Genomic DNA, 18476 nt, shown 5'->3' on the forward strand with positions numbered 1-18476 from the left:
GCGATCGCTCTCCTGAGAAAAGTCGCAATGACTCTAGTGTAACGTGAGTTCGACGAGGGAAAGTAGCGCAAAAGAAAAGCTGAGACTACGTTTGAAAGAGTAATCAAAATCTTTCGAGTCTCAGCTTATGGAACCTATCGTATCGCGCCTCGACCTGACAGCTTTGTTCTGCGACGTAGACGACTTCTGCCAGACCTTTGAATGGGCATGGGCACACCAGCCCCAACTGCCGTCGATGCCTGGAGAGAAACGCAGTCGTTCCCGGTTGCGCTTGAGTGAAGTGATGACCATCGTGATTGCCTTTCATGCTTCTGGTGCAAGGACATTCAAGGATTTCTATACCCTGACCGTTCTACCGCATTGGCGCAAAGCGTTTCCGAATTTGGTGAGCTACACCCGATTTGTGGAACCTGATGCCTTGGTGCTTGATGCTGTTGTGTTGCTTCCTGATGACCCGACGCGGCGAGATGACGGGGATTGCCTTTGTCGATTCCACTCCAATTGAGGTGTGCCATCCCGCCCGTGCCCACAGTCACAAGGTGTTCAAACATCAAGTGGGTTGGGGCAAAAGCTCAACGGGCTGGAAGTTCGGCTTCAAGTTGCATCTGATCATCAACGAACACGGAGAACTCCTGGCGTTCAAGCTGACTCCTGCCAATACTGACGACCGTGCTCCTGTGGCTGAAATGACCGAAGGCATCTTCGGCAAGCTGTTTGGAGACCGGGGCTATATCTCACAGAAGTTGTTTGAGGAACTGTACGAGCGCGGCTTGAAACTGATCACCAAACGCAAGCGCAATATGAAACAGAAGCTCGTCACGCTGATGGATAAGATTCTGCTGCGAAAGCGTTCCCTCATTGAGTCAGTGAATGACCAATTGAAGAACATTTGTCAGATTGAGCATTCTCGTCATCGCAGTTATTGGAATTTTCTGGTCAACCTGATGGCCGGGTTGATTGCTTACACCTATCAGCCCAAGTTACCGTCGCTCGATTTGCAACCGAAAGGGTTGCCTGCTTTGCCTCCTGCCATCTTTTAGCGTGTCGAACTCACGTTAGTGTAGAACACGGTTGACAGCTTATCAGACTCACAGATCGGAAGACCGCACTTCAGGTAGAGTCGCCAAGGGGAAACAACACGGGTTAATATATGCACATAAAGCATGAGCGGACACTCACTGGAATGTTGTCTAGTGAGCAGATTAAAAAGAGCTGATTGTCCTAAGCTTGAATGCTGGATAGTCCTGTCAACCGTTCTCACTTGTCCTGAGTACAGTCCAGGTCTAACGTCTACTCTCTCTAACCCGCTTGTTTTGACTTGAATTAAAGAGGACGGATCCTAACAATGAGCAATATTGAAAAGCAGATTGAAGTCGAGCGTGATAATGCTCGCAAAGAGTGTGACATCAACGGTGCGAACTCGGCTGAGTGTGCGGCTGCTTGGGATGTAGTCGAAGAACTACAGGCTGAAGCGGCTCACCAGCGCGAAAGCAGCAAGCCCAAGAACAACTTTGAAAAATACTGCGACGATAATCCTGATGCACTAGAATGCCGCGTGTACGACGACTAATCGAATTCCTTGAATTCACAAATTCTCAAAAGTAAAGCAGGCAATCAATGCCTGCTTTTTTGTGGCATAACGAGAGTATCCCTAACTCAGCCCCCAGATGTACGAGAAATTAGACCTGCTAAAAGCGCTCTTCGTCGAGATGGATCAAGCCCTAGTCGCGTATTCGGGCGGGATCGATAGTACGCTTGTGGCAAAAGTTGCCTTTGATGTTTTGGGCGATCGTGCCATTGCTGTGACTGCCGAATCCCCGTCTCTCCTGCCCGAAGATCTTGAAGATGCTCGCATTCAAGCTGCTGAGATTGGCATTACTCACAAGATCGTTCAAACTCACGAATTAGAAAACCCCAATTATGCTTCTAATCCGGTCAATCGCTGTTATTTCTGTAAAAGCGAATTGCACGATACATTAAAGCCTCTCGCACATGAATGGGGTTATCCTTACGTGGTCGATGGTGTGAATGCAGATGATTTGCATGATTATCGTCCTGGCATTCAAGCTGCAAAAGAGCGAGGCGCACGATCTCCTTTAGCCGAAATTGGCATCACAAAAGCTCAAGTTCGAGCGATTGCGAAACATCTCGGATTGTCATATTGGGACAAACCTGCCCAACCTTGTTTGAGTTCACGGTTTCCCTATGGTGAGGAAATTACGATCGCGAAACTGCAACGAGTTGGACGGGCTGAAGTGTATTTAAGAAAACTGGGCTGGTCGAATATTCGAGTGCGATCGGAGGGTGACACGGCTCGGATTGAAGTCATGCCCGATCAAGTTAAAGAATTCGTTGTTCAGACGGATCTTTCAACGCTGGTCGAGGCATTTCAGTCTCTGGGCTTTTTATATGTCACCCTCGATTTAGAAGGCTACCGGAGCGGCAAACTCAATCAAGTTCTGCAATTTACGGCTGACCGCACGCCTTAAATGCATTCTTGAAGTCTTGCGGTCCGGTATATCCAGACGCAGAGGCTAACTGCTGAGGAGTTTGCCGACCGCTATAGAATTTGCCATTAATTTGCCAAGTTGGGTATCCAGGTTTCTGATTCAATTGACTTTCAGCTTCGCCTAACACTTTCTGGCAAGTCTCAATTTGAGCCTCTTTGCCACCTTCTGCACACTCGACGTAAGGAAAATCTGCGAGAGCTTCTTTGCCAAAGAATTGTTTCTGTTCACAGCAATGCGGACACCAATAAGCCCCATACATCGTGGCTCCAGTTTGCTTCAAGTGTTTCGCTAATCCAATTTCGGCTTGTCCAGACGTGTTATTGACAACAAAATAAGGATTGCCTGCCGCATCTGTAATGGTTGCGGCATCGATCGGACCTCTGCCAATCGAAGCGCCCCAAGCGATCGAGCCAATGAGAGTAATCATGGCGACGATTGTGCCCAGGAAAAATAACTGTCCACGATCGTTCCAATCTCGCCCAATCAGCGTCAATACGAACATCAATGTGGCAAACGTGGCTGAAGCCAGACAGAAATAACAAATTCCATTAACTCCAAACTGCGACACAAATTTGGAGAACATGATGTACATCAGGTAGCCGCTAAACAGCAACATTGCAGTTGCGCCTGCAAACAGCAGCAGCCAAGTTTGATTCTCTAAATTGGTGCGGAGCGATTTCTTCTCTTCAGGATTCACCAGCAAGGGAGCCAAGGCAAGTACTGCCATTCCGATGTATGCCAATAATCCATACAGAGAAAGGGGCAGCCCGAATAAGACGGCATAGGGGCTTTCCAGCACCCGTTCACATCCACTGGTCGGACATGCCACCGTGGCGCTAGACAATTTGTTAAAGGTGATATAGCCCGTGTTGAGAATGCCAAGCCCTGCGATCGCGCCAATCAGCGGGCGAGCGGCACGGTGTATCCAAGGGGTAGAACGTCGGCGAGTCATAATTTTGATTTCAACGGGAGTCGGTACATACTTTATCAGGGTAACTGCTGCTCGTGCGATTCGGACGTGTAGTTTATTGTGTCCGAATCGAATGGGGTTGAGCCGATTATTTTCATGATGCGAAACGGCATTTCTAAGTTTCTGAGAAATTTGCTTGCAAAGTTACGATTCTTTTGCTAATTTAATTAAGCGCCGAAACGCGCTCCCGCCGGGATAGCTCAGTTGGTAGAGCAGAGGACTGAAAATCCTCGTGTCACGAGTTCAAGTCTCGTTCCTGGCATAAGTTCTAGCCTTCAGATAAAAGCAATGAGCTGAATCTGAGCTAAAGCTCAACTCATTCAAATAACTTTTTCTTGCACACTCGTCATGGTGAGAAAATATTACCTATTTCTATAGTTATTTAATAGAGATAGGTAATATTTTTTGTATGTTCTATTTAACCGACAGCATCTTGGGTTGGTGCCATACTTGAGAGAACATGGGTTTAATTTAATGAAGTTTTTATAGTTGTAAGTGACTTTTTATATGTCATAGTGACGAATTAGTGTCGTTGAGACTGTAAAGCTTGTCTCTTCTGACGTTTAGCGTCCAGTGCAAATTCAGAGAATATAACCTTACCTCCAGCTCAAGACTTGGAAGTTTGTTGGGGCAAGACTATCTCAATGACAAGATTTTGTCTCGATGTCATTTAATTTGGCACTGTACAGCTACTAAACTCCCTGGTTTTTGACCATATTTGGGTACGAGTGTAACCGTTACAGGACAAGAGATTCAGCAATTTTGAAAACTTTTCCGCAATCGAGTATTGATTTGCTACAGTGTACTCGGAAAATAATTTTTCAGAGGAATCACTGATAATGTTCCTGTGCCAAGTTGAACTCTTATCAAGCCTTCCACAACCCAATGGAGAACCGTTTTATCTCGGTGTGGGGAAATACAATTTCGATCCAAACTTGCAAGTTGGTGATGAAGTCTGGGTCAACGATTGGGAGGTAGGGGGTAAGACTTACCACCTCAAAACGAAGGTTGTCGCTAGAAAGAAGGAGATTCATCCTCCTGATCACACTTTAGAAAGATTTGGTGCAGAAGCAATACGAAATGGTCTTTTCATCTTGCGAATTTTCGTCGAAGCTGAAGACAGAGACGCAGTTCTAGAAATCAGCGAGAATATCGAACGTCACAAATCAACTGCTGGATTTCCAGCATAGCCTTAAGAGCGAAATGGTTGGCAGTTCTTGACGATTAACTCAATCTAGTAACTCCCAAATGAAGGCGGCTCAAGTGCGATTGGTTCCAACCCCTTCTCGCACTTGAGTTATGATTGCTCACCTTCAACTTAGCTTTTCGTTGACTTTCCCTTCAATTACTTCCTGAACAGCATCAGGCAGGTTCCCGAAAAAATCGTGCCCAGTCAGCCGCTCAACTTCATCCACCGAAGTTACATACTTCTTCCAGGGCTTCAAGTTCACCCCTTGCTGATTAGGGACAACAAGACCGATCGTGCGGCTTACCTTCTCGGTCACGTCTTTTGGCTTGATGCCCGAACGATCGAGAACTAGCGCATCTGTCGCTGATCTCGTCAATAGTGCCAGTGCTTATAGGATGGGGTTCAGAAATAGGTTACAAAAGAGGCATTGAAACTGTGCAGGAACGTTGTCCATAACTGTTAGACAGGTAGAAACCCCAGCACAGCTAGGAACACGCTCTACATAAGAACGATGACGGTATTTGTAACTATTATTTCTGGTGTTGCAACTTTTGTACTAGGGCAAATTTTACTCAAACTGCTTATAGAGCCAGTTCATGAATTTAGAAGGACTGTTGCTGATATTGCCCTTGCATTAATTGAATACGCAAATATTTATGCGAATCCTGGTGTGGCTGGTGAAGAAGTTGAAAAGCTGGCTTCAGTAAATTTGCGAAAACTATCTTCACGCCTTCACGCTCAAATGTATTTAATTCCTTGTTATTCCTTTACTTCTAAAGTGTTTCGACTGCCTTCAGGAGATAAAGTCAGAGAAGTTGCAAGCAACATCATCGGCTTATCCAATGGGTTATCTAAATCGTCATCTGATCTAATTTCCGCAAATGTACAAAGGGCTAACAAAATTCACCACTTGCTCGGTATTCCACCTTCGTAACCAAATAGCAACAAGCAACTGGGGTCGATCGACTTTCTATGGGGACAAATGTGACAATTGCTGTACAGTGCCAAATTAAATGACATCGAGACAAAATCTTGTCATTGAGATAGTCTTGCCCCAACAAACTTCCAAGTCTTGAGCTGGAGGTAAGGTTATATTCTCTGAATTTGCACTGGACGCTAAACGTCAGAAGAGACAAGCTTTACAGTCTCAACGACACTAACTCAACGACACTAATTCGTCACTATGACATATAAAAAGTCACTGTACAATCGCGCTTGCTCAAGCTAAACGGTTGCAAACCTTTAGCCGAGCTGAATGTTAGACTATACTCCGCGCAATCGACGCTCCAAGAAGCGACGCTCACTGTCGTTTGTCACCAATTCCAGTGCCCGTGTATAGCTCTGGCTCGCTTCCTCTAATGCTCCAACACGCCGGAATAAATCTGCACGGGTGGCATGAAACAGATGATAGCTATCAAGTTCTGGAGCAAGTTGATCAACCAGTGCAAACGCCGATTGGGGACCGTCTGCCATTGCGATCGCCACTGCTCGATTCAAGGTCACAATCGGTGAAGGCTGCAAGCGTTCCAACACTTCGTAGAGTCGCACAATCTGTACCCAGTCCGTTTGTTCGGCGCGGGCTGCCTGACAGTGGAGGGCAGCGATCGCCGCTTGTAGAGCATACACTCCCGTTCCACCCCGTAAGGCTTCTTCTACCAGAGGCAATGCCTCAGCAATCTGGGGGTGGTTCCAACGACTCCGATCCTGATCTTCCAACAAAATTAGATCGCCTGCCTCATCCAAACGGGCATCACGTCGCGAGTCGTGTAGCAACATCAGCGCCACGAGTGCTGTGACTTCAGATGGAGGTTGAGGCGACATCAATTCTCGCACCAGTTGCCCCAGCCGAATTGCTTCAGTGCAAAAGTCAGCCCGCACGATCGAATTACCTTTGGTTGCAGCATAACCTTCATTAAAGATGAGATAGATTACCGTCAGTACTGCCTCTATCCGAGGGGAGAGGTCGGTTGTCTCTGGCACTTTATAGGGAATGCCTGCATCTCGAATCTTGCGTTTAGCACGTACCAACCGCTGTGCCATCGTTGCTGTAGGAACCAGAAAGGCGCGGGCAATTTCGTCGGTTTCCAGTCCTCCTAACATTCGCAGCGTCAATGCCACCTGAGTTTCGATCGCCAGTGCTGGGTGGCAACAAGTGAAGATTAATCGCAGGCGATCGTCTTCAATTTCATCACTGCCATAGGTTGGTTCTTCACTCGACGGAATTAACCCTGATGCCGCGTACCACTCTAGTTTTTCGGTTAGTCGTGTTCGTCGTCGCAGGCGATCGATCTCTTTATATCGAGCAGTTCGGATAATCCAGGCACGAGGAAGATCGGGAATCCCACTGGTTTCCCATTGATTGACTGCTGCTGCAAACGCCTCTTGTGCAGCTTCTTCAGCTAAATCAAAATCTCCCAACAAGCGAATGAGGATAGCAACAATTCGCCCCCATTCCGTCTTATAGACAGAGGCAATTGCCTGAGCAACGTCGGATTTTGGAGTTGAAGCCGTACCTGTCATAAAACGACACAAAAAAGTTTGGGCAAAATGTCGATTTGGGTGATTCCCGTTCGACTGACTAACAAAGAGAGCTAAAGTTCAATTGTACTAAACAAAATTTTTGCTGTCAGGTGTCGATTTGGGCAATTCCCATTCGACTGAATCACAAAGGAGACAACCCAATGAAATATTTGCTGCTGATCTATATGGACGAAAACGCCATGAGTGATACCGAGCGCGAGCATTGCTACGTGGAGTCTGCCCAGGTCGCCCAGGATCTCCATGCAAAGGGACAATTTGTGGCATCTGCTCCCCTTCATCCTGTTGCAACGGCTACCAGTGTTCGCGTCCGTGAGGGCAAATCGCTTGTAACCGATGGACCCTTTGCCGAAACCCGTGAGCAATTGGGCGGGTTCTACCTGGTCAATGCTCAGGATCTGGATGAAGCGATCGCGATCGCCAATCGAATTCCAGGGGCGCGAGTCGGTACGGTCGAAATTCGCCCTGTTCTTGAAATTGCAGGACTTCCAAAATCTTGACGTTGAGACTCAATCCATCAGCAATTTGAAGTTCAAACCAAAGGAAAAAAACGCAATCCTTTGAAGGAACCCCAGAAGTAGTCATGAAAATCAATTCCTATCTCATGTTCGACGGAAACTGTGAGGCAGCGTTCAAGTTCTACGAGCAATGTCTGGGTGGCAAAATCACCATGATGATGACTCACAAGGAAGCACCCTCCGCAGAAAATGTTCCAGCTGAATTGCACGACAAAATCATGCACGCCTGCCTTGAACTGGAAGATCGCTTCCTTATGGGATCTGACTGCCCACCGGGATATTTTGAACCCCCTCAAGGCTTCTACGTCCAGGTGAGCGTATCTGACCCAGACGAGGCAGAAAGAATTTTTTGCGCTCTGGCAGAAAACGGCAAAGTAAAAATGGCGATCACGCAAACGTTCTGGTCCGTTCGCTTCGGCATGTTAGTTGATCAGTTTGGCACACCGTGGATGGTCAACTGCGATCAGGTCGCTTGAGCTTTTTATTATTCATGGAGATTCACAATGGTTCAGAATACAATTTCACATCCAAAAGTTGTTGGAAAAGATGAGTGGTTGACTGCTCGGAAAACATTGCTTGAACACGAAAAAGAGTTGACCAAGCAGCGCGATCGTATCAACGCAGAACGACGCAGGCTACCAATGGTCAAACTTGACAAGGAATACGCTTTTGAAGGATCAAACGGTGCTACCAAACTCGTTGATTTGTTTGAGGGACGAACTCAACTGATCATCTACCACTTCATGTTTGCACCAGAGTGGGAGAAGGGCTGTATGGGTTGCACAGGCTTTGTTCATTCGCTGGGCGATTTATCTATGCTGAATGAACGGGATACGACCTTTGCCTTAGTCGCGCGCGCCCCGTTCCCCAAGTTGGAAGCCTACAAGACGCTGAAGGGATGGACGATTCCCTGGTATTCGTCCTTTGGTAGTGATTTCAACTACGATTTCCATGTCACGCTGGATGAAACTATTGCACCCACCGAATACAACTATCGAGACAAGGCGGAGTTAGAGCGATTAAACGGACCCAATGTAATACAAGGCGAGAGCCACGGACTCAGCGTTTTCTTCCGTCTAGGCGACGATGTTTTCCACAGCTACTCGACCTACGCCCGTGGCGTTGAATCCCTCACTGACTCCTACAGCCTGCTGGATATGACCCCCTACGGACGGCAGGAAGACTTTGAAGACTCACCCCCTGGATATCCGCAAAAGCCGACCTATGGATAGAAACGCGGCACTTCTACGTTAAATCTACTGCGATCGCACTTCTCATTCATCACAAGGAGAACAAAATGGAAACGATTCAAACTGAACAAACTCCATCTATGCCTGCTCAACCGCAGAAAGAACATCAGTGGCTCCAGAAACTCGTTGGTGAGTGGACGTATGAAATCGAAGCGATGATGGCACCTGATCAACCTCCCGTGAAATCAACGGGAACAGAAACGGTGCGCTCACTGGGTGGACTCTGGATATTGGCAGAAGGACAGGGTGAGATGGGTGGCTGTGGTTCTGCAACAACTCTGATGACCCTTGGCTACGACCCACAGAAACAGCGCTATGTGGGCACCTGGATTGGCTCAATGATGACGTATCTCTGGATATATGACGGTGAACTAGATGCTTCTGAAACTGCACTAACACTCAACTCTGATGGACCTGTCATGACGGGTGAGGAGAAGCTAGGCAAGTACAAAGATGTGATCGAGTTCAAGAGTGACGATCACCGGGTATTAACCTCACATATGTTGAGCGATGATGGGCAGTGGCAGCAGTTCATGACCGCCCATTATCGACGCAAGCAATAAGCCGTATTGTTCCATTGACGAAACCAAGTCCTGCAAAAAAGCTTATTCTCCATGCGATACCCAATAGGGTTTGCCATTTGGGTATCGCATGAATCTTTCATTTCCACGATAGTCATCTGAATGCTGGGTAATCAGGGAGAGAAGGCGTACCTCTCCAACGCTGCTGCAACAGATCCAACAACCGACTAGCAGTGCCGCGTAAACCAGGAAGTTAATTGAATTCTTGCGTTGTTGTAATGAATGCTTCTAAGCGAGCCAAAATCCGTTGGCGGGTAGTAGAAATTCCCCAATTCAGATCTTTTCGTAAAGCAGATTCAAGATGTCGCGTTAATGTATCCAACATCCAGTAGCCACAAGCTCTGACTAAAGCTGTTTCAAAGATGGAATCACTCTCTACAATTGGACGCTGCTTGGTTAGGATCGTGCGATAGGTATTTTCCATCTGTTGCACCCAGCGGATCGACTCTTCTAGGTACCTGGGCATAGACAAAGTTAATTAATTGAAGCGGCAAAGCTTTTAATGGGAACTGAAAAACTTTCGTACCACATTAGGCTTGCTCATCTTCCGCTTTCCTTCGACTGCCTATCATTAGCACAAGCGATCAGACGGATCGTTCCGTTGATGGAACCCAACCCTGCACACAGACCCAGCCAAAGCATCACATCGGGCATCGCTCGGAAGAGTTGTTGGTAGTTGAAAATGCGATCGCTCATCATCCCTACTAGCCAAGGCATCGCTAGTATGACAACTAACGGGAAAAACATCCATGCAATATCCAATAGAATTTGCCATCTAGATGTTGCGCGGGTCTTTCGTTTCCACTGAGGAAAATACAGTAGACTACGAATCGCTAATGCTACACCAATAGTTGTCAAGATTGCGAGACTGATACCCCAGAGATTAATGTTAAAACTATCTGGAGGAAGCATTCCATCTGTCAGTAATTGAATTAATCCCGCTTTAATTTGCGGTAGTGCAAACGCAATGAGCGACGTTGCACTAATGGTGTAGAGCAGAGCAATACCGTACTTTTCGTCCGGTAATACCGCAACATCGGTGTAGAACGTAGACAAAATACCATTATGTTGGAGAGTCTTTCTGCCATTTTCCGTTGTGACAAACCATCCCATTGCATAAGGACTTTTAATTTGCGGTGGTGGCGTATGCATGAGAGCCATACTGTCTAAAGTTAGAAATTGCTTGTCTTCAAACCGTCCCTCATTCGTGTGCAAAATCAGATACTTCGCCATATCCTCTGCTGTAGAAATAACGCCAGCATTGCCGCCCAGATAGCCCGATAGTTCTTGAGCCGCAAACGGGATTGCGAACGCCATTAGATGTCCCGTTGCCATACGATCACCGCGCTGAAGTGCTTCAGCCATTGTTGTGGCATGAAATGTCTGGGACATCTGAAGCGGGATGAAAATGTGCGATCGCAAATACTCTCCAAAAGATTGACCGCTGACCACTTCCACAACTCGTGCCAAGACATCATAGTTAGGATTGAAATAGTGAAATTGGGTTCCAGGAACCGCAACAGGACGAGCTTTTTGCAAACTCTGTATTCGCTCTGCATGTGTAGTGGGTTGGGGTAGAAATGCTTCTGAAAAGCTCAGGTCAGATAACCCACTGGTGTGATTCAGTAAGTGACGAATCGTGATTAGATCAGCCGTTTTAGTATCAGCCAGAGTGAAGTTTGGCAGGTGTTGTTTCACAGGGGCATCCAAATCAATTTTCCCAGTTTCTACTAATTGCAGCACAGCGATCGCTGTAAAGGATTTGCTCAGTGAGGCGATCGGAAATTGGGTTTGTGGCGTGACAGGTTGCTGAGCGATCGCTTTACCATAGCCTTTGACATACATCACCTGATTTTCGTGGGTAATTGCTAAAGCTAGACCAGGAATGTGTTGAGTGGTCATCTGGTGAGTAATGAAGCGATCGATTTTCATCTCAAGGCTTGGCTGAACCGCGTTTGCTCTGAGTTGGAACACCAGCACAATCAACGTCCCTAGCAGAAGTAATCTGTAGCGCAACCTCATTCTGTCTTTCATCATCGCTAGTCAACTTACGCGATCGCGTCTCTTTTTCCAGAATAGATCGTTTAGATCGCCTCACTTGAAAATAGGTCAAGTGGTTAACTGTTCCAGCGTGAAGTAGTACGAGGCATCCCCCGTTTTGAATAGCCTATACCAGGCTTCTAAGACGGGAGGCTCGTAAAGGTCGAGTTTCTTGAAGATGTGGTAGGCAAACTCAAGGGGTGCAGTGGAGTTCGCTGTAATGACATTACCGGAAGTAACAACGGGCTGATTTTGATACAGGGCTGCCCCTCGATAATTTGTTACTTGCAGATACTCTGGGGCATTGCTGGTGTGAGGAATATCATCCAGAATGCCAGCACGTGCCAATCCTGCGGTTGCACCACAGATAGCAGCAACCGGAATATTCGCTGCCAACAATGCTTTCGTAGACTCCAGAATTTTCGAGTTTTCACCTCTATCCCAAGCTTCGCCACCTGGCAAAATCAGCATAGCTCCCGGTTCCAATTCATCGAGGGTGATATCAGGAAGAATTGTGAGTCCGCCGATTGTGGCGACAGGTTCAGCGTCTAAACCAACCGTTTGGATCTGATACTGTCCCGGCTGTTTTTGCATATCTGGATTATTGATTCCAGCGACAGCATATCCTGTTTCCCAGTCAGCAAGCGTGTTAAATACAAACAGATGAACAATTTGTTTTTCCATAAAACATCTCCTAATCTCTAAACCTGCACGTGGGGAGGAAATAGCCCAAAACCAATCATGCGAGGTGGAATATCTTGAATTACGTTGCTTCCTCTTCCAAAAAGCTCAATTAACCGAACGGGGCAAAGGAAATAAATGCTCCCATGATTCTCTGGTAAGCTGCCACTTAATCTGGCTCCACCCCTGCATCTGCATCCAGTCAGAACCCGGTTGTGCATCGAGCACCTGGAATCCGTAACGTTCTGCTAGCCGGGATACTCTCAGGTTAGCACTCACAGAAATACCGATAATTTCCTCCAGTCCCAAATTGCGGAACCCAAAATCAATCAGTGCTTTCCCGATTTCGATCGCATAGGCATAACGCCCCCAGTACAGAGGTGCTAGCTCAATGCCAAGTTCTGCCTGCCCAGTAGCATCATTATCCTGCCGCAATCCACCACAGCCAATTAATTCCAGATTGCGGCGATCGATGACTGCTAACTGGTAATTGCATCGCGGAACGTCGGTTGCCCACTGCATAAACCGTTGAAACAGTTGATCAGTAAAGTCAGGTGTCACTTCTTCCGGTGAACAGAACTCGGCATAACGAGGGTCAGCATGATAGGCAAGGAATGCAGGCTCATCCTCCTGAACAAAATCACGTAGAAGAAATCGTTTGGTGATAATCTCCACAGCTTCCTACCCAATGAACAGCTATCTATTGGTCAAATCAAAATGAGGGTTCCAGGCGACTTCCCACAGGTAACCATCTGGATCGGCGAAGTAGCCAGAATATCCACCCCAATCAGTATCTTGTGCAGGTTTGAGCATGGTAGCTCCTGCCGCTCTTGCTTGTTCAAGGACGGCATCGACCGCTTCCTTCGACTTCACATTGTGTGCCAGAGTAAACCCTGAAAAACCACTTCCTGCTGCTGAAATGTGAGCATCGGCTGCAAGTGCCTCACGCGCATAAAGAGCCAACCAGGTTCCTCTAAGATTCAAAAAAGTCACACCCTCAAACTCTTCTTTCGCAGGTAAACCCAACCCCTGCTTGTAAAAGGCAGTGGAGCGAACAAGGTCAGAAACTCCGAGCGTAATCAAGCTGATGTAGGGTTCCATAAGTTAGATGGTTCGTCATGTACTCCTTAAGTTCTATCGCTTTCCTGTTGGTTTGTGAGAGAGGCGGGCTGGGGAAGCGTGAATTGATTTACGTGCTGAAATAAACAGGAAGAGAGGAATTCTCATACGTCGCTCATATTCCTCCTGGCTTGAGAAATTTTGAGCTTGCGGGCGTGATTCTCGGATATGTTCTAGCGATTGGTTTGTTTGAATAGTCCGGCAGCTAGCAAAACAATACCCGTTAAGAGGAGATAAGCGTTTTGAAGAAGATAACTGTCAGCAATGATTTTTCTTAAGGCAATGATCTCTGGACTATCCGTTAAGACGCTACCGCGTTGATTAACCAGTGACGAGATTAATAAATTAAGACGAAGGCTAACAAGTGACGGTAGAAAAAATAGAATAATGAAGGCGATCGCAATCATTTTGATGCCGATCAGGACTAAGTTGGAACTGGAAGAAAAACGTCGCAACATGGTTGATTTATCGGGGAATGAGAATCTGCGAGAGTCATCCTTGATTGGTCATCCTGTCCCTTTATCTTCTGCTAAGCGAGTTTGATGTTCATATCTCCTGCGCCCAAAGTTGAGGATAACGAGTGATTGCCCCATAATCATCTACTTCTAAAACATTGGCATAGCCTGCATCGGGCGATGTGTACTTGTAGCTATCGTGGGATAATCGGTGGTAGTGTTGTTCCAATCGTTTCAGCATGAAGTCTGGAAAATCTAGCCATGCAGCAGGGGCTGGCGATCGCGCTCCAACCGCCAACGCCAACCGACGAATGGCAATCAAATTAGTGGCTGGAGTAAATCCTAGATCTAAATCAATGCAGTCTGCTGCGTTCTGTAATTCTTTGTCATTGATACTCCAACGATTATTTGGAGTACGAGCAATTGTCAGAGCAATGATTGATTTACCGATATAACCTGAAATGTTTGCGGTGCGGGTTTCCCAGTTGCTATCAGTATTCACTTCATAGGATAAAAGACAAGGCTGTTGCTCAGACAAGAAGATGGCTGTTCCAGATAATTGCCAACCATCACCAGACTTCCAGAGACAACAACTATCGTGTCCAGGACAATCTAATCTGCGCCGAAGAATTGTATATTCCAGTGAATTCATCGGACTCTACGGTTTTGGTGAAGCATTGAGTGCCATTGTGAATAAGGCGGCTGCGATGAATGCGGCGATCGCCCGCACATGATTCCAAAACGTCCAATTCGTCAGGTATCTAGCCCAGAGATTTGCACCTTCTGGACTGTTGGGATTGGCAGCAGCTAACGCATCATTCAGCGGAACGTTAAACACCATTGTCACTCCAAAACAACCGATCAGGTAGAACAAAGCACTGACCAGCAAATAAGCAGTACCGGGTTGTTGCCATCGGAGGAGTGAAAAGGCAATTAAAATCAGACAAACAAGACTCGTCCCCAGAAATGCAGCCATAAACCAGGGATTAATCACCGTAATGTTGATGGATTGCATCGTGGCAATTCCCTGAGCGGGAGGTTGTTGAGCCAGAGCGTTCATAACAAAGGTTGAGAAGGCGAAGAATACTCCAGCGATCACCCCACACCCAAGGGCTGCAAATAGTTTCAGAATATACAGATATGTAATTCCTACCATAACCAGCATTTACTCCTATGCAGCAACTAGCTCAGCGATTTTGTGACGAGCATTGGCAATTGATTCTGCTAACGTTTGTCCACCAGACTCATCATTTTCGACGTGAACAAAGGTAATATCTGTGATACCCATAAACTCGAAAACGGTTGCGAGGTAAGGGTCATGATGGTTCATGGCTTCGTAGCGTCCACTTGGTTGAAAGCCAGAATCCCCCCGTGCTTCAATGATATACATTTTCTTGTCGAGGACGAGCGGTGTATACACATTACCAGACTCATTGGATTCAATATCAACGGTGCGCCCGATGCGAACAATTTGGTCGATATACGCCTTGAATCCGCTGGGAACGCTAAAGTTATACATGGGAACACCGATGACATAAATATCTGCTGCCAGAAATTCGTCTACCAGTTGATCACTGAGGCGAATCGCTTCCTGGAGTCGGGGGGTGTATTGTTCGGGCGATGAAAAAGCTGCTGCAATCCAGGCTTCATAGACATGTGGAATGGGATTGCGACCCACATCTCGATAAGCGATCGCATCATTGGGATGGCTCTGTTGCGACTGTTGGACAAACTCACGAGTCATACGACGAGAATGAGAACGCTCTCCACGGGGACTTGCATCAATGTGTAGCAACTGTGCCATTTGTTTCTCCTAATTCACAGATTGATTTCTTCAGACCCTTTATAAATTAGGAAAATGCTCTATCGTCTCGCTATCTTATTCTTGCAGCACTATCACCTTCCTGAGATGAGTTGCTGAACAAGCAGTGATCAACGATCTATCCAAAGACAGATAAATTTTGCTCTCACCTGGTTGGGTGAAGTGAGTTAAGACGGTGATTTGAGAGGGTACTGTGTATGTCTAAACTCATTTATCTAATTTCTTGTACGGTCGATCGCTTTATTGCCCGTAAAGATGGTTCGTTTGATTTCTTTCTAATGGAGGGAGAACACGTTGCGGATTTGCTTTCTACTTTTCCTGAAACGATTCCAGATCATTTGCGAGGAATGTTAGGCATTACGGTTGAGAATCAGCACTTTGATAGCGTTTTGATGGGACGCAGAACTTACGAAGTTGGCGTTAAAGAGGGAATTACAAATCCCTACCCGCACATGAAGCAGTATCTTTTTTCCCGTACTCTTCAGCAAAGCCCCGATCCTGCCGTTGAACTGGTTTCATCTGATCCAGCTACCTTTGTTCAAGCACTCAAACAGCGATCGGGTAAAGATATTTGGTTGTGTGGGGGTGGAGATTTAGCCACTGTTCTGTTTCCAGCGATCGATGAGGTGGTTTTGAAAGTACATCCCTTTCTCCTTGGTTCAGGGATTCCACTCTTCTCTGGAAAGATTCCACTCACTTCTCTGGAATTAACCGACAGCAAAATTTATAAGAACGGTTTCATGTTGTTGCACTATCAAGTGAATCATTAAGCCATGCCTTTGGTATAAAGTGAGATCGCCTCTTTTGCTGCTTGCAACACGCGATCTCGTAACTCTAGGGGTTCAATTACTTCCATCTGTCCACCAAACCCCAATACATAGGCGCAAGCTGCTTTCTCAATATCAAACCGAAGTGAGATATGAACCCACCTATCAGCATCGGGGGCATCAATCATCTGTTCGATACGAGCAAAGTACCCCGCATAACGTAGCCAGGGCATTGCCTCGGGAGCAACTCGCACCGTTACGCCATAGTAAGGGAGATTTGCTTTGAACTCCATCATCGATCGCTGCCAATAGTTAGCTAAATTGAACCCAACTGGACGAATACAATGAGAATCCAGCAGCACGGCATTCTGCACTCGTGAAATGCGGTAAGAGCGAACGTCTTCATCCACTGCCGCGACCAGATACCAGACACTCCCTTTGGCAACTAATCCCAACGGGTTGACCAATCGTTCAATTCGCTGACCGTTTCCGCGTTCGTAGCTCAACAAAACTTGCCGTTCCTGCCAAATGGCGGCTTGCAAAACCGGAAATGCTGACATTTCTTCATCCCAGTGCTGCCATCCAGTTGGGTCAACGTGGATGCGCTGGCTCACTATTTCTGCTTGCTGACGATTGGCGGCGGGTAAGGCGGCTAGAAGCTTGAGTAACGCAGCTTCAAACGCCTGACCCCACCCTAAATCTGCAAGTAGATGGGGCGACTTTGGCACAAATAACGCCTGAATTTCTGCCAGGTTGAGTCCGGTCAGCGTGGTTTGATACTGCTCCAACAACCCCCATCCACCACCCTTACCCCGTTCTGTCACTACTGGAACTCCTGCACTGCTGAGAGCATCCATATCTCGATGAATGGTACGCTCAGACACTTCCAGTCGCTCTGCCAGTTCTCGTGTGGTTAAGCGAGTATGAACCTGCAACAGCATTAGGATAGAGAGGAGACGATCGGCACGCATAACGATTTCTGGAACCCTGGCAACTTCTTCTACACTAACGCCGAAATATGACAGGGGGTGTCATGAAGTCGCCCTTATGCTGTGAGCATGACCGTTGGAGGAAAGCTAATGACGACCAATGACACGCTTGATCGCAACAAAGCCATCTATCGACGTTATATCCAACAGGGGTAGTCCTAAACAGGTAAGGATAAAATGAAAGCTGATGTTTAGGTTTTCGGTAGTGTTCTAGATATGTGGATATATGGCAGAATGAAAACGATGTGTTAGAGGGCTGAGTCGAGATGGTCCTAGAACCTGTTCAATGTCCCGATTGCCAGAGTGTGGATGTCGTTAAGCATGGTCGCAGTGCTGCTGGAAAACAACGGTATTGTTGCCGTAACTTAGAGTGTTCGAGACGATCATTTATCTTGAACTTTAGCTATCGAGGACGACTGCCTGAAGTCAAAGCGCAAATCAGCGACATGGCAATCAACGGCAGTGGTATTCGTGATACCGCCAGAGTGTTGAAGATTAGCCCAACGACTGTGATTGAAACGCTGAAAAAAAGTCAAGTCAACTTGAACAAGTAAACATAAGTCTGCTCGAACAGCACCAACCGGATAACACGGCAGTCATGGTCGTCAGAGTCGAGGCGGCGGAGATGGACGAGATGTGGAGTTTTGTCGAGTCAAAGCAGCATCAACGATGGTTGTGGCACGCGATTGACCATCAAACTGGAAAAGTCCTTGCCTATGTGCTAGCCACCCATGAAGACTCAGCTCTTAAGCAACTTCAGCAACTGTTAGCTCCTTTTTCGATTCAACGGTTTTACACCGATAGTTGGGGAGCTTACTTGCGATTGCTAGATGAGCAGCACCATACGGTTGGCAAAGCCAACACACAGCGCATTGAGCGGAAACATCTAACTTTGAGAACTCGGATCAAGCGGCTTGCCAGAAAGACGATCTGTTTTCCAAGACTGAGAAGATGCATGATACTGTGATTGGATTATTCATCAATCGTCATGAGTTCGGGCGAGCAGTATAACGTTATGCCCACACATCTAGAACACTACCCCGCGAC

The 18476-nt window shown here is 46.9% G+C and carries 22 protein-coding genes, 1 tRNA gene and 2 pseudogenes; 12 read left to right on the forward strand and 13 right to left on the reverse strand.

Annotation, left to right across the window (positions count from 1 at the left end):
• Positions 1 to 127 precede the first annotated feature (127 nt).
• The 3 genes and pseudogenes from LEPBO_RS38830 to larE all read left to right on the forward strand — a co-directional run bounded on the left by LEPBO_RS38830 (position 128) and on the right by larE (position 2489).
• A pseudogene (locus LEPBO_RS38830) lies at positions 128 to 1040 on the forward strand (IS982 family transposase).
• Positions 1041 to 1345: 305 nt separating this feature from the next.
• Positions 1346 to 1570, forward strand: a complete 225-nt coding sequence (locus LEPBO_RS0130915; protein ID WP_017291480.1) for a Calvin cycle protein CP12 — start codon at positions 1346 to 1348, stop codon at positions 1568 to 1570.
• Positions 1571 to 1667: 97 nt separating this feature from the next.
• Positions 1668 to 2489: an ATP-dependent sacrificial sulfur transferase LarE gene (gene larE / locus LEPBO_RS0130920; RefSeq protein ID WP_017291481.1), complete on the forward strand. Its 822-nt coding sequence runs from the start codon at positions 1668 to 1670 to the stop codon at positions 2487 to 2489.
• Here larE and LEPBO_RS0130925 read toward each other — a convergent pair.
• Entirely contained in the window at positions 2467 to 3462 is a 996-nt protein-coding gene (locus tag LEPBO_RS0130925; protein ID WP_017291482.1) for a vitamin K epoxide reductase family protein, read from the reverse strand. The genes larE and LEPBO_RS0130925 overlap by 23 nt on opposite strands.
• Before the next feature lie 207 nt (positions 3463 to 3669).
• Between LEPBO_RS0130925 and LEPBO_RS0130930 the strand changes: the two genes are divergently transcribed.
• Both LEPBO_RS0130930 and LEPBO_RS0130935 read left to right on the forward strand, forming a co-directional pair.
• Positions 3670 to 3742, forward strand: a tRNA-Phe gene (locus LEPBO_RS0130930).
• A gap of 577 nt (positions 3743 to 4319) precedes the next feature.
• Complete coding sequence (locus tag LEPBO_RS0130935) at positions 4320 to 4670, forward strand: hypothetical protein (RefSeq protein ID WP_017291483.1); 351 nt, start codon at positions 4320 to 4322, stop codon at positions 4668 to 4670.
• 123 nt (positions 4671 to 4793) lie between these two features.
• Here the strand turns inward: LEPBO_RS0130935 and LEPBO_RS0130940 are convergent, their stop codons facing one another.
• Entirely contained in the window at positions 4794 to 5045 is a 252-nt protein-coding gene (locus LEPBO_RS0130940; RefSeq protein WP_026149048.1) for a DNA/RNA non-specific endonuclease, read from the reverse strand.
• Positions 5046 to 5180: 135 nt separating this feature from the next.
• Between LEPBO_RS0130940 and LEPBO_RS0130945 the strand changes: the two genes are divergently transcribed.
• A complete protein-coding gene (locus LEPBO_RS0130945) occupies positions 5181 to 5603 on the forward strand; it encodes a hypothetical protein (RefSeq protein ID WP_017291485.1) in 423 nt (140 codons plus the stop codon).
• A gap of 329 nt (positions 5604 to 5932) precedes the next feature.
• On the opposite strand, the gene LEPBO_RS0130950 is transcribed toward LEPBO_RS0130945, so the two are convergent.
• Positions 5933 to 7189, reverse strand: a complete 1257-nt coding sequence (locus LEPBO_RS0130950) for an RNA polymerase sigma factor (protein WP_017291486.1) — start codon at positions 7187 to 7189, stop codon at positions 5933 to 5935.
• A gap of 161 nt (positions 7190 to 7350) precedes the next feature.
• Here LEPBO_RS0130950 and LEPBO_RS0130955 point away from each other — a divergent pair, with 161 nt between their 5' ends.
• The 4 genes from LEPBO_RS0130955 (at position 7351) to LEPBO_RS0130970 (ending at position 9538) form a co-directional block, all read left to right on the forward strand.
• Positions 7351 to 7707: a YciI family protein gene (locus LEPBO_RS0130955; protein ID WP_026149049.1), complete on the forward strand. Its 357-nt coding sequence runs from the start codon at positions 7351 to 7353 to the stop codon at positions 7705 to 7707.
• 83 nt (positions 7708 to 7790) lie between these two features.
• On the forward strand, positions 7791 to 8201 hold the full coding sequence (locus LEPBO_RS0130960) for a VOC family protein (protein WP_017291488.1): 411 nt from the start codon (positions 7791 to 7793) through the stop codon (positions 8199 to 8201).
• A 27-nt stretch (positions 8202 to 8228) separates the two neighbouring features.
• Entirely contained in the window at positions 8229 to 8957 is a 729-nt protein-coding gene (locus LEPBO_RS0130965) for a DUF899 domain-containing protein (RefSeq protein ID WP_017291489.1), read from the forward strand.
• 65 nt (positions 8958 to 9022) lie between these two features.
• Positions 9023 to 9538, forward strand: coding sequence for a DUF1579 domain-containing protein (locus LEPBO_RS0130970; protein ID WP_017291490.1), 516 nt, complete (start codon positions 9023 to 9025; stop codon positions 9536 to 9538).
• A gap of 211 nt (positions 9539 to 9749) precedes the next feature.
• On the opposite strand, the gene LEPBO_RS0130975 is transcribed toward LEPBO_RS0130970, so the two are convergent.
• The 9 genes from LEPBO_RS0130975 to LEPBO_RS0131015 all read right to left on the reverse strand — a co-directional run bounded on the left by LEPBO_RS0130975 (position 9750) and on the right by LEPBO_RS0131015 (position 15655).
• Positions 9750 to 10022 (reverse strand): hypothetical protein, encoded by a 273-nt coding sequence (locus LEPBO_RS0130975; RefSeq protein WP_017291491.1) that lies wholly within the window; start codon positions 10020 to 10022, stop codon positions 9750 to 9752.
• Between the two features lie 74 nt (positions 10023 to 10096).
• Positions 10097 to 11593, reverse strand: a complete 1497-nt coding sequence (locus LEPBO_RS38835) for a serine hydrolase domain-containing protein (protein ID WP_081614781.1) — start codon at positions 11591 to 11593, stop codon at positions 10097 to 10099.
• A 72-nt stretch (positions 11594 to 11665) separates the two neighbouring features.
• Positions 11666 to 12280, reverse strand: a complete 615-nt coding sequence (locus LEPBO_RS0130985) for a type 1 glutamine amidotransferase family protein (protein ID WP_017291493.1) — start codon at positions 12278 to 12280, stop codon at positions 11666 to 11668.
• 105 nt (positions 12281 to 12385) lie between these two features.
• On the reverse strand, positions 12386 to 12952 hold the full coding sequence (locus LEPBO_RS0130990; RefSeq protein ID WP_017291494.1) for a GNAT family N-acetyltransferase: 567 nt from the start codon (positions 12950 to 12952) through the stop codon (positions 12386 to 12388).
• A 21-nt stretch (positions 12953 to 12973) separates the two neighbouring features.
• Positions 12974 to 13378, reverse strand: a complete 405-nt coding sequence (locus LEPBO_RS0130995) for a VOC family protein (protein ID WP_017291495.1) — start codon at positions 13376 to 13378, stop codon at positions 12974 to 12976.
• A 191-nt stretch (positions 13379 to 13569) separates the two neighbouring features.
• The gene (locus LEPBO_RS0131000) at positions 13570 to 13854 is read right to left on the reverse strand and encodes a hypothetical protein (RefSeq protein WP_017291496.1); all 285 of its coding nucleotides are present in this window, start codon (positions 13852 to 13854) and stop codon (positions 13570 to 13572) included.
• An 88-nt stretch (positions 13855 to 13942) separates the two neighbouring features.
• Positions 13943 to 14503, reverse strand: coding sequence for a putative glycolipid-binding domain-containing protein (locus LEPBO_RS0131005; protein ID WP_017291497.1), 561 nt, complete (start codon positions 14501 to 14503; stop codon positions 13943 to 13945).
• Positions 14504 to 14509: 6 nt separating this feature from the next.
• Positions 14510 to 15007: an anthrone oxygenase family protein gene (locus LEPBO_RS0131010; RefSeq protein ID WP_026149050.1), complete on the reverse strand. Its 498-nt coding sequence runs from the start codon at positions 15005 to 15007 to the stop codon at positions 14510 to 14512.
• A gap of 15 nt (positions 15008 to 15022) precedes the next feature.
• Positions 15023 to 15655 (reverse strand): FMN-dependent NADH-azoreductase, encoded by a 633-nt coding sequence (locus LEPBO_RS0131015; protein ID WP_017291499.1) that lies wholly within the window; start codon positions 15653 to 15655, stop codon positions 15023 to 15025.
• Between the two features lie 215 nt (positions 15656 to 15870).
• Between LEPBO_RS0131015 and LEPBO_RS0131020 the strand changes: the two genes are divergently transcribed.
• Positions 15871 to 16443, forward strand: a complete 573-nt coding sequence (locus tag LEPBO_RS0131020; RefSeq protein WP_017291500.1) for a dihydrofolate reductase family protein — start codon at positions 15871 to 15873, stop codon at positions 16441 to 16443.
• Here LEPBO_RS0131020 and LEPBO_RS0131025 read toward each other — a convergent pair.
• Positions 16440 to 17411 (reverse strand): helix-turn-helix transcriptional regulator, encoded by a 972-nt coding sequence (locus tag LEPBO_RS0131025; RefSeq protein ID WP_036045009.1) that lies wholly within the window; start codon positions 17409 to 17411, stop codon positions 16440 to 16442. The genes LEPBO_RS0131020 and LEPBO_RS0131025 overlap by 4 nt on opposite strands.
• Before the next feature lie 284 nt (positions 17412 to 17695).
• Here LEPBO_RS0131025 and LEPBO_RS45660 point away from each other — a divergent pair.
• Positions 17696 to 18440, forward strand: a pseudogene (locus LEPBO_RS45660) (IS1 family transposase).
• Positions 18441 to 18476: the final 36 nt, after the last annotated feature.

Origin of the sequence: Leptolyngbya boryana PCC 6306 (genome assembly GCF_000353285.1) — a bacterium.
Classification (GTDB): Bacteria; Cyanobacteriota; Cyanobacteriia; order Leptolyngbyales; family Leptolyngbyaceae; genus Leptolyngbya; species Leptolyngbya boryana.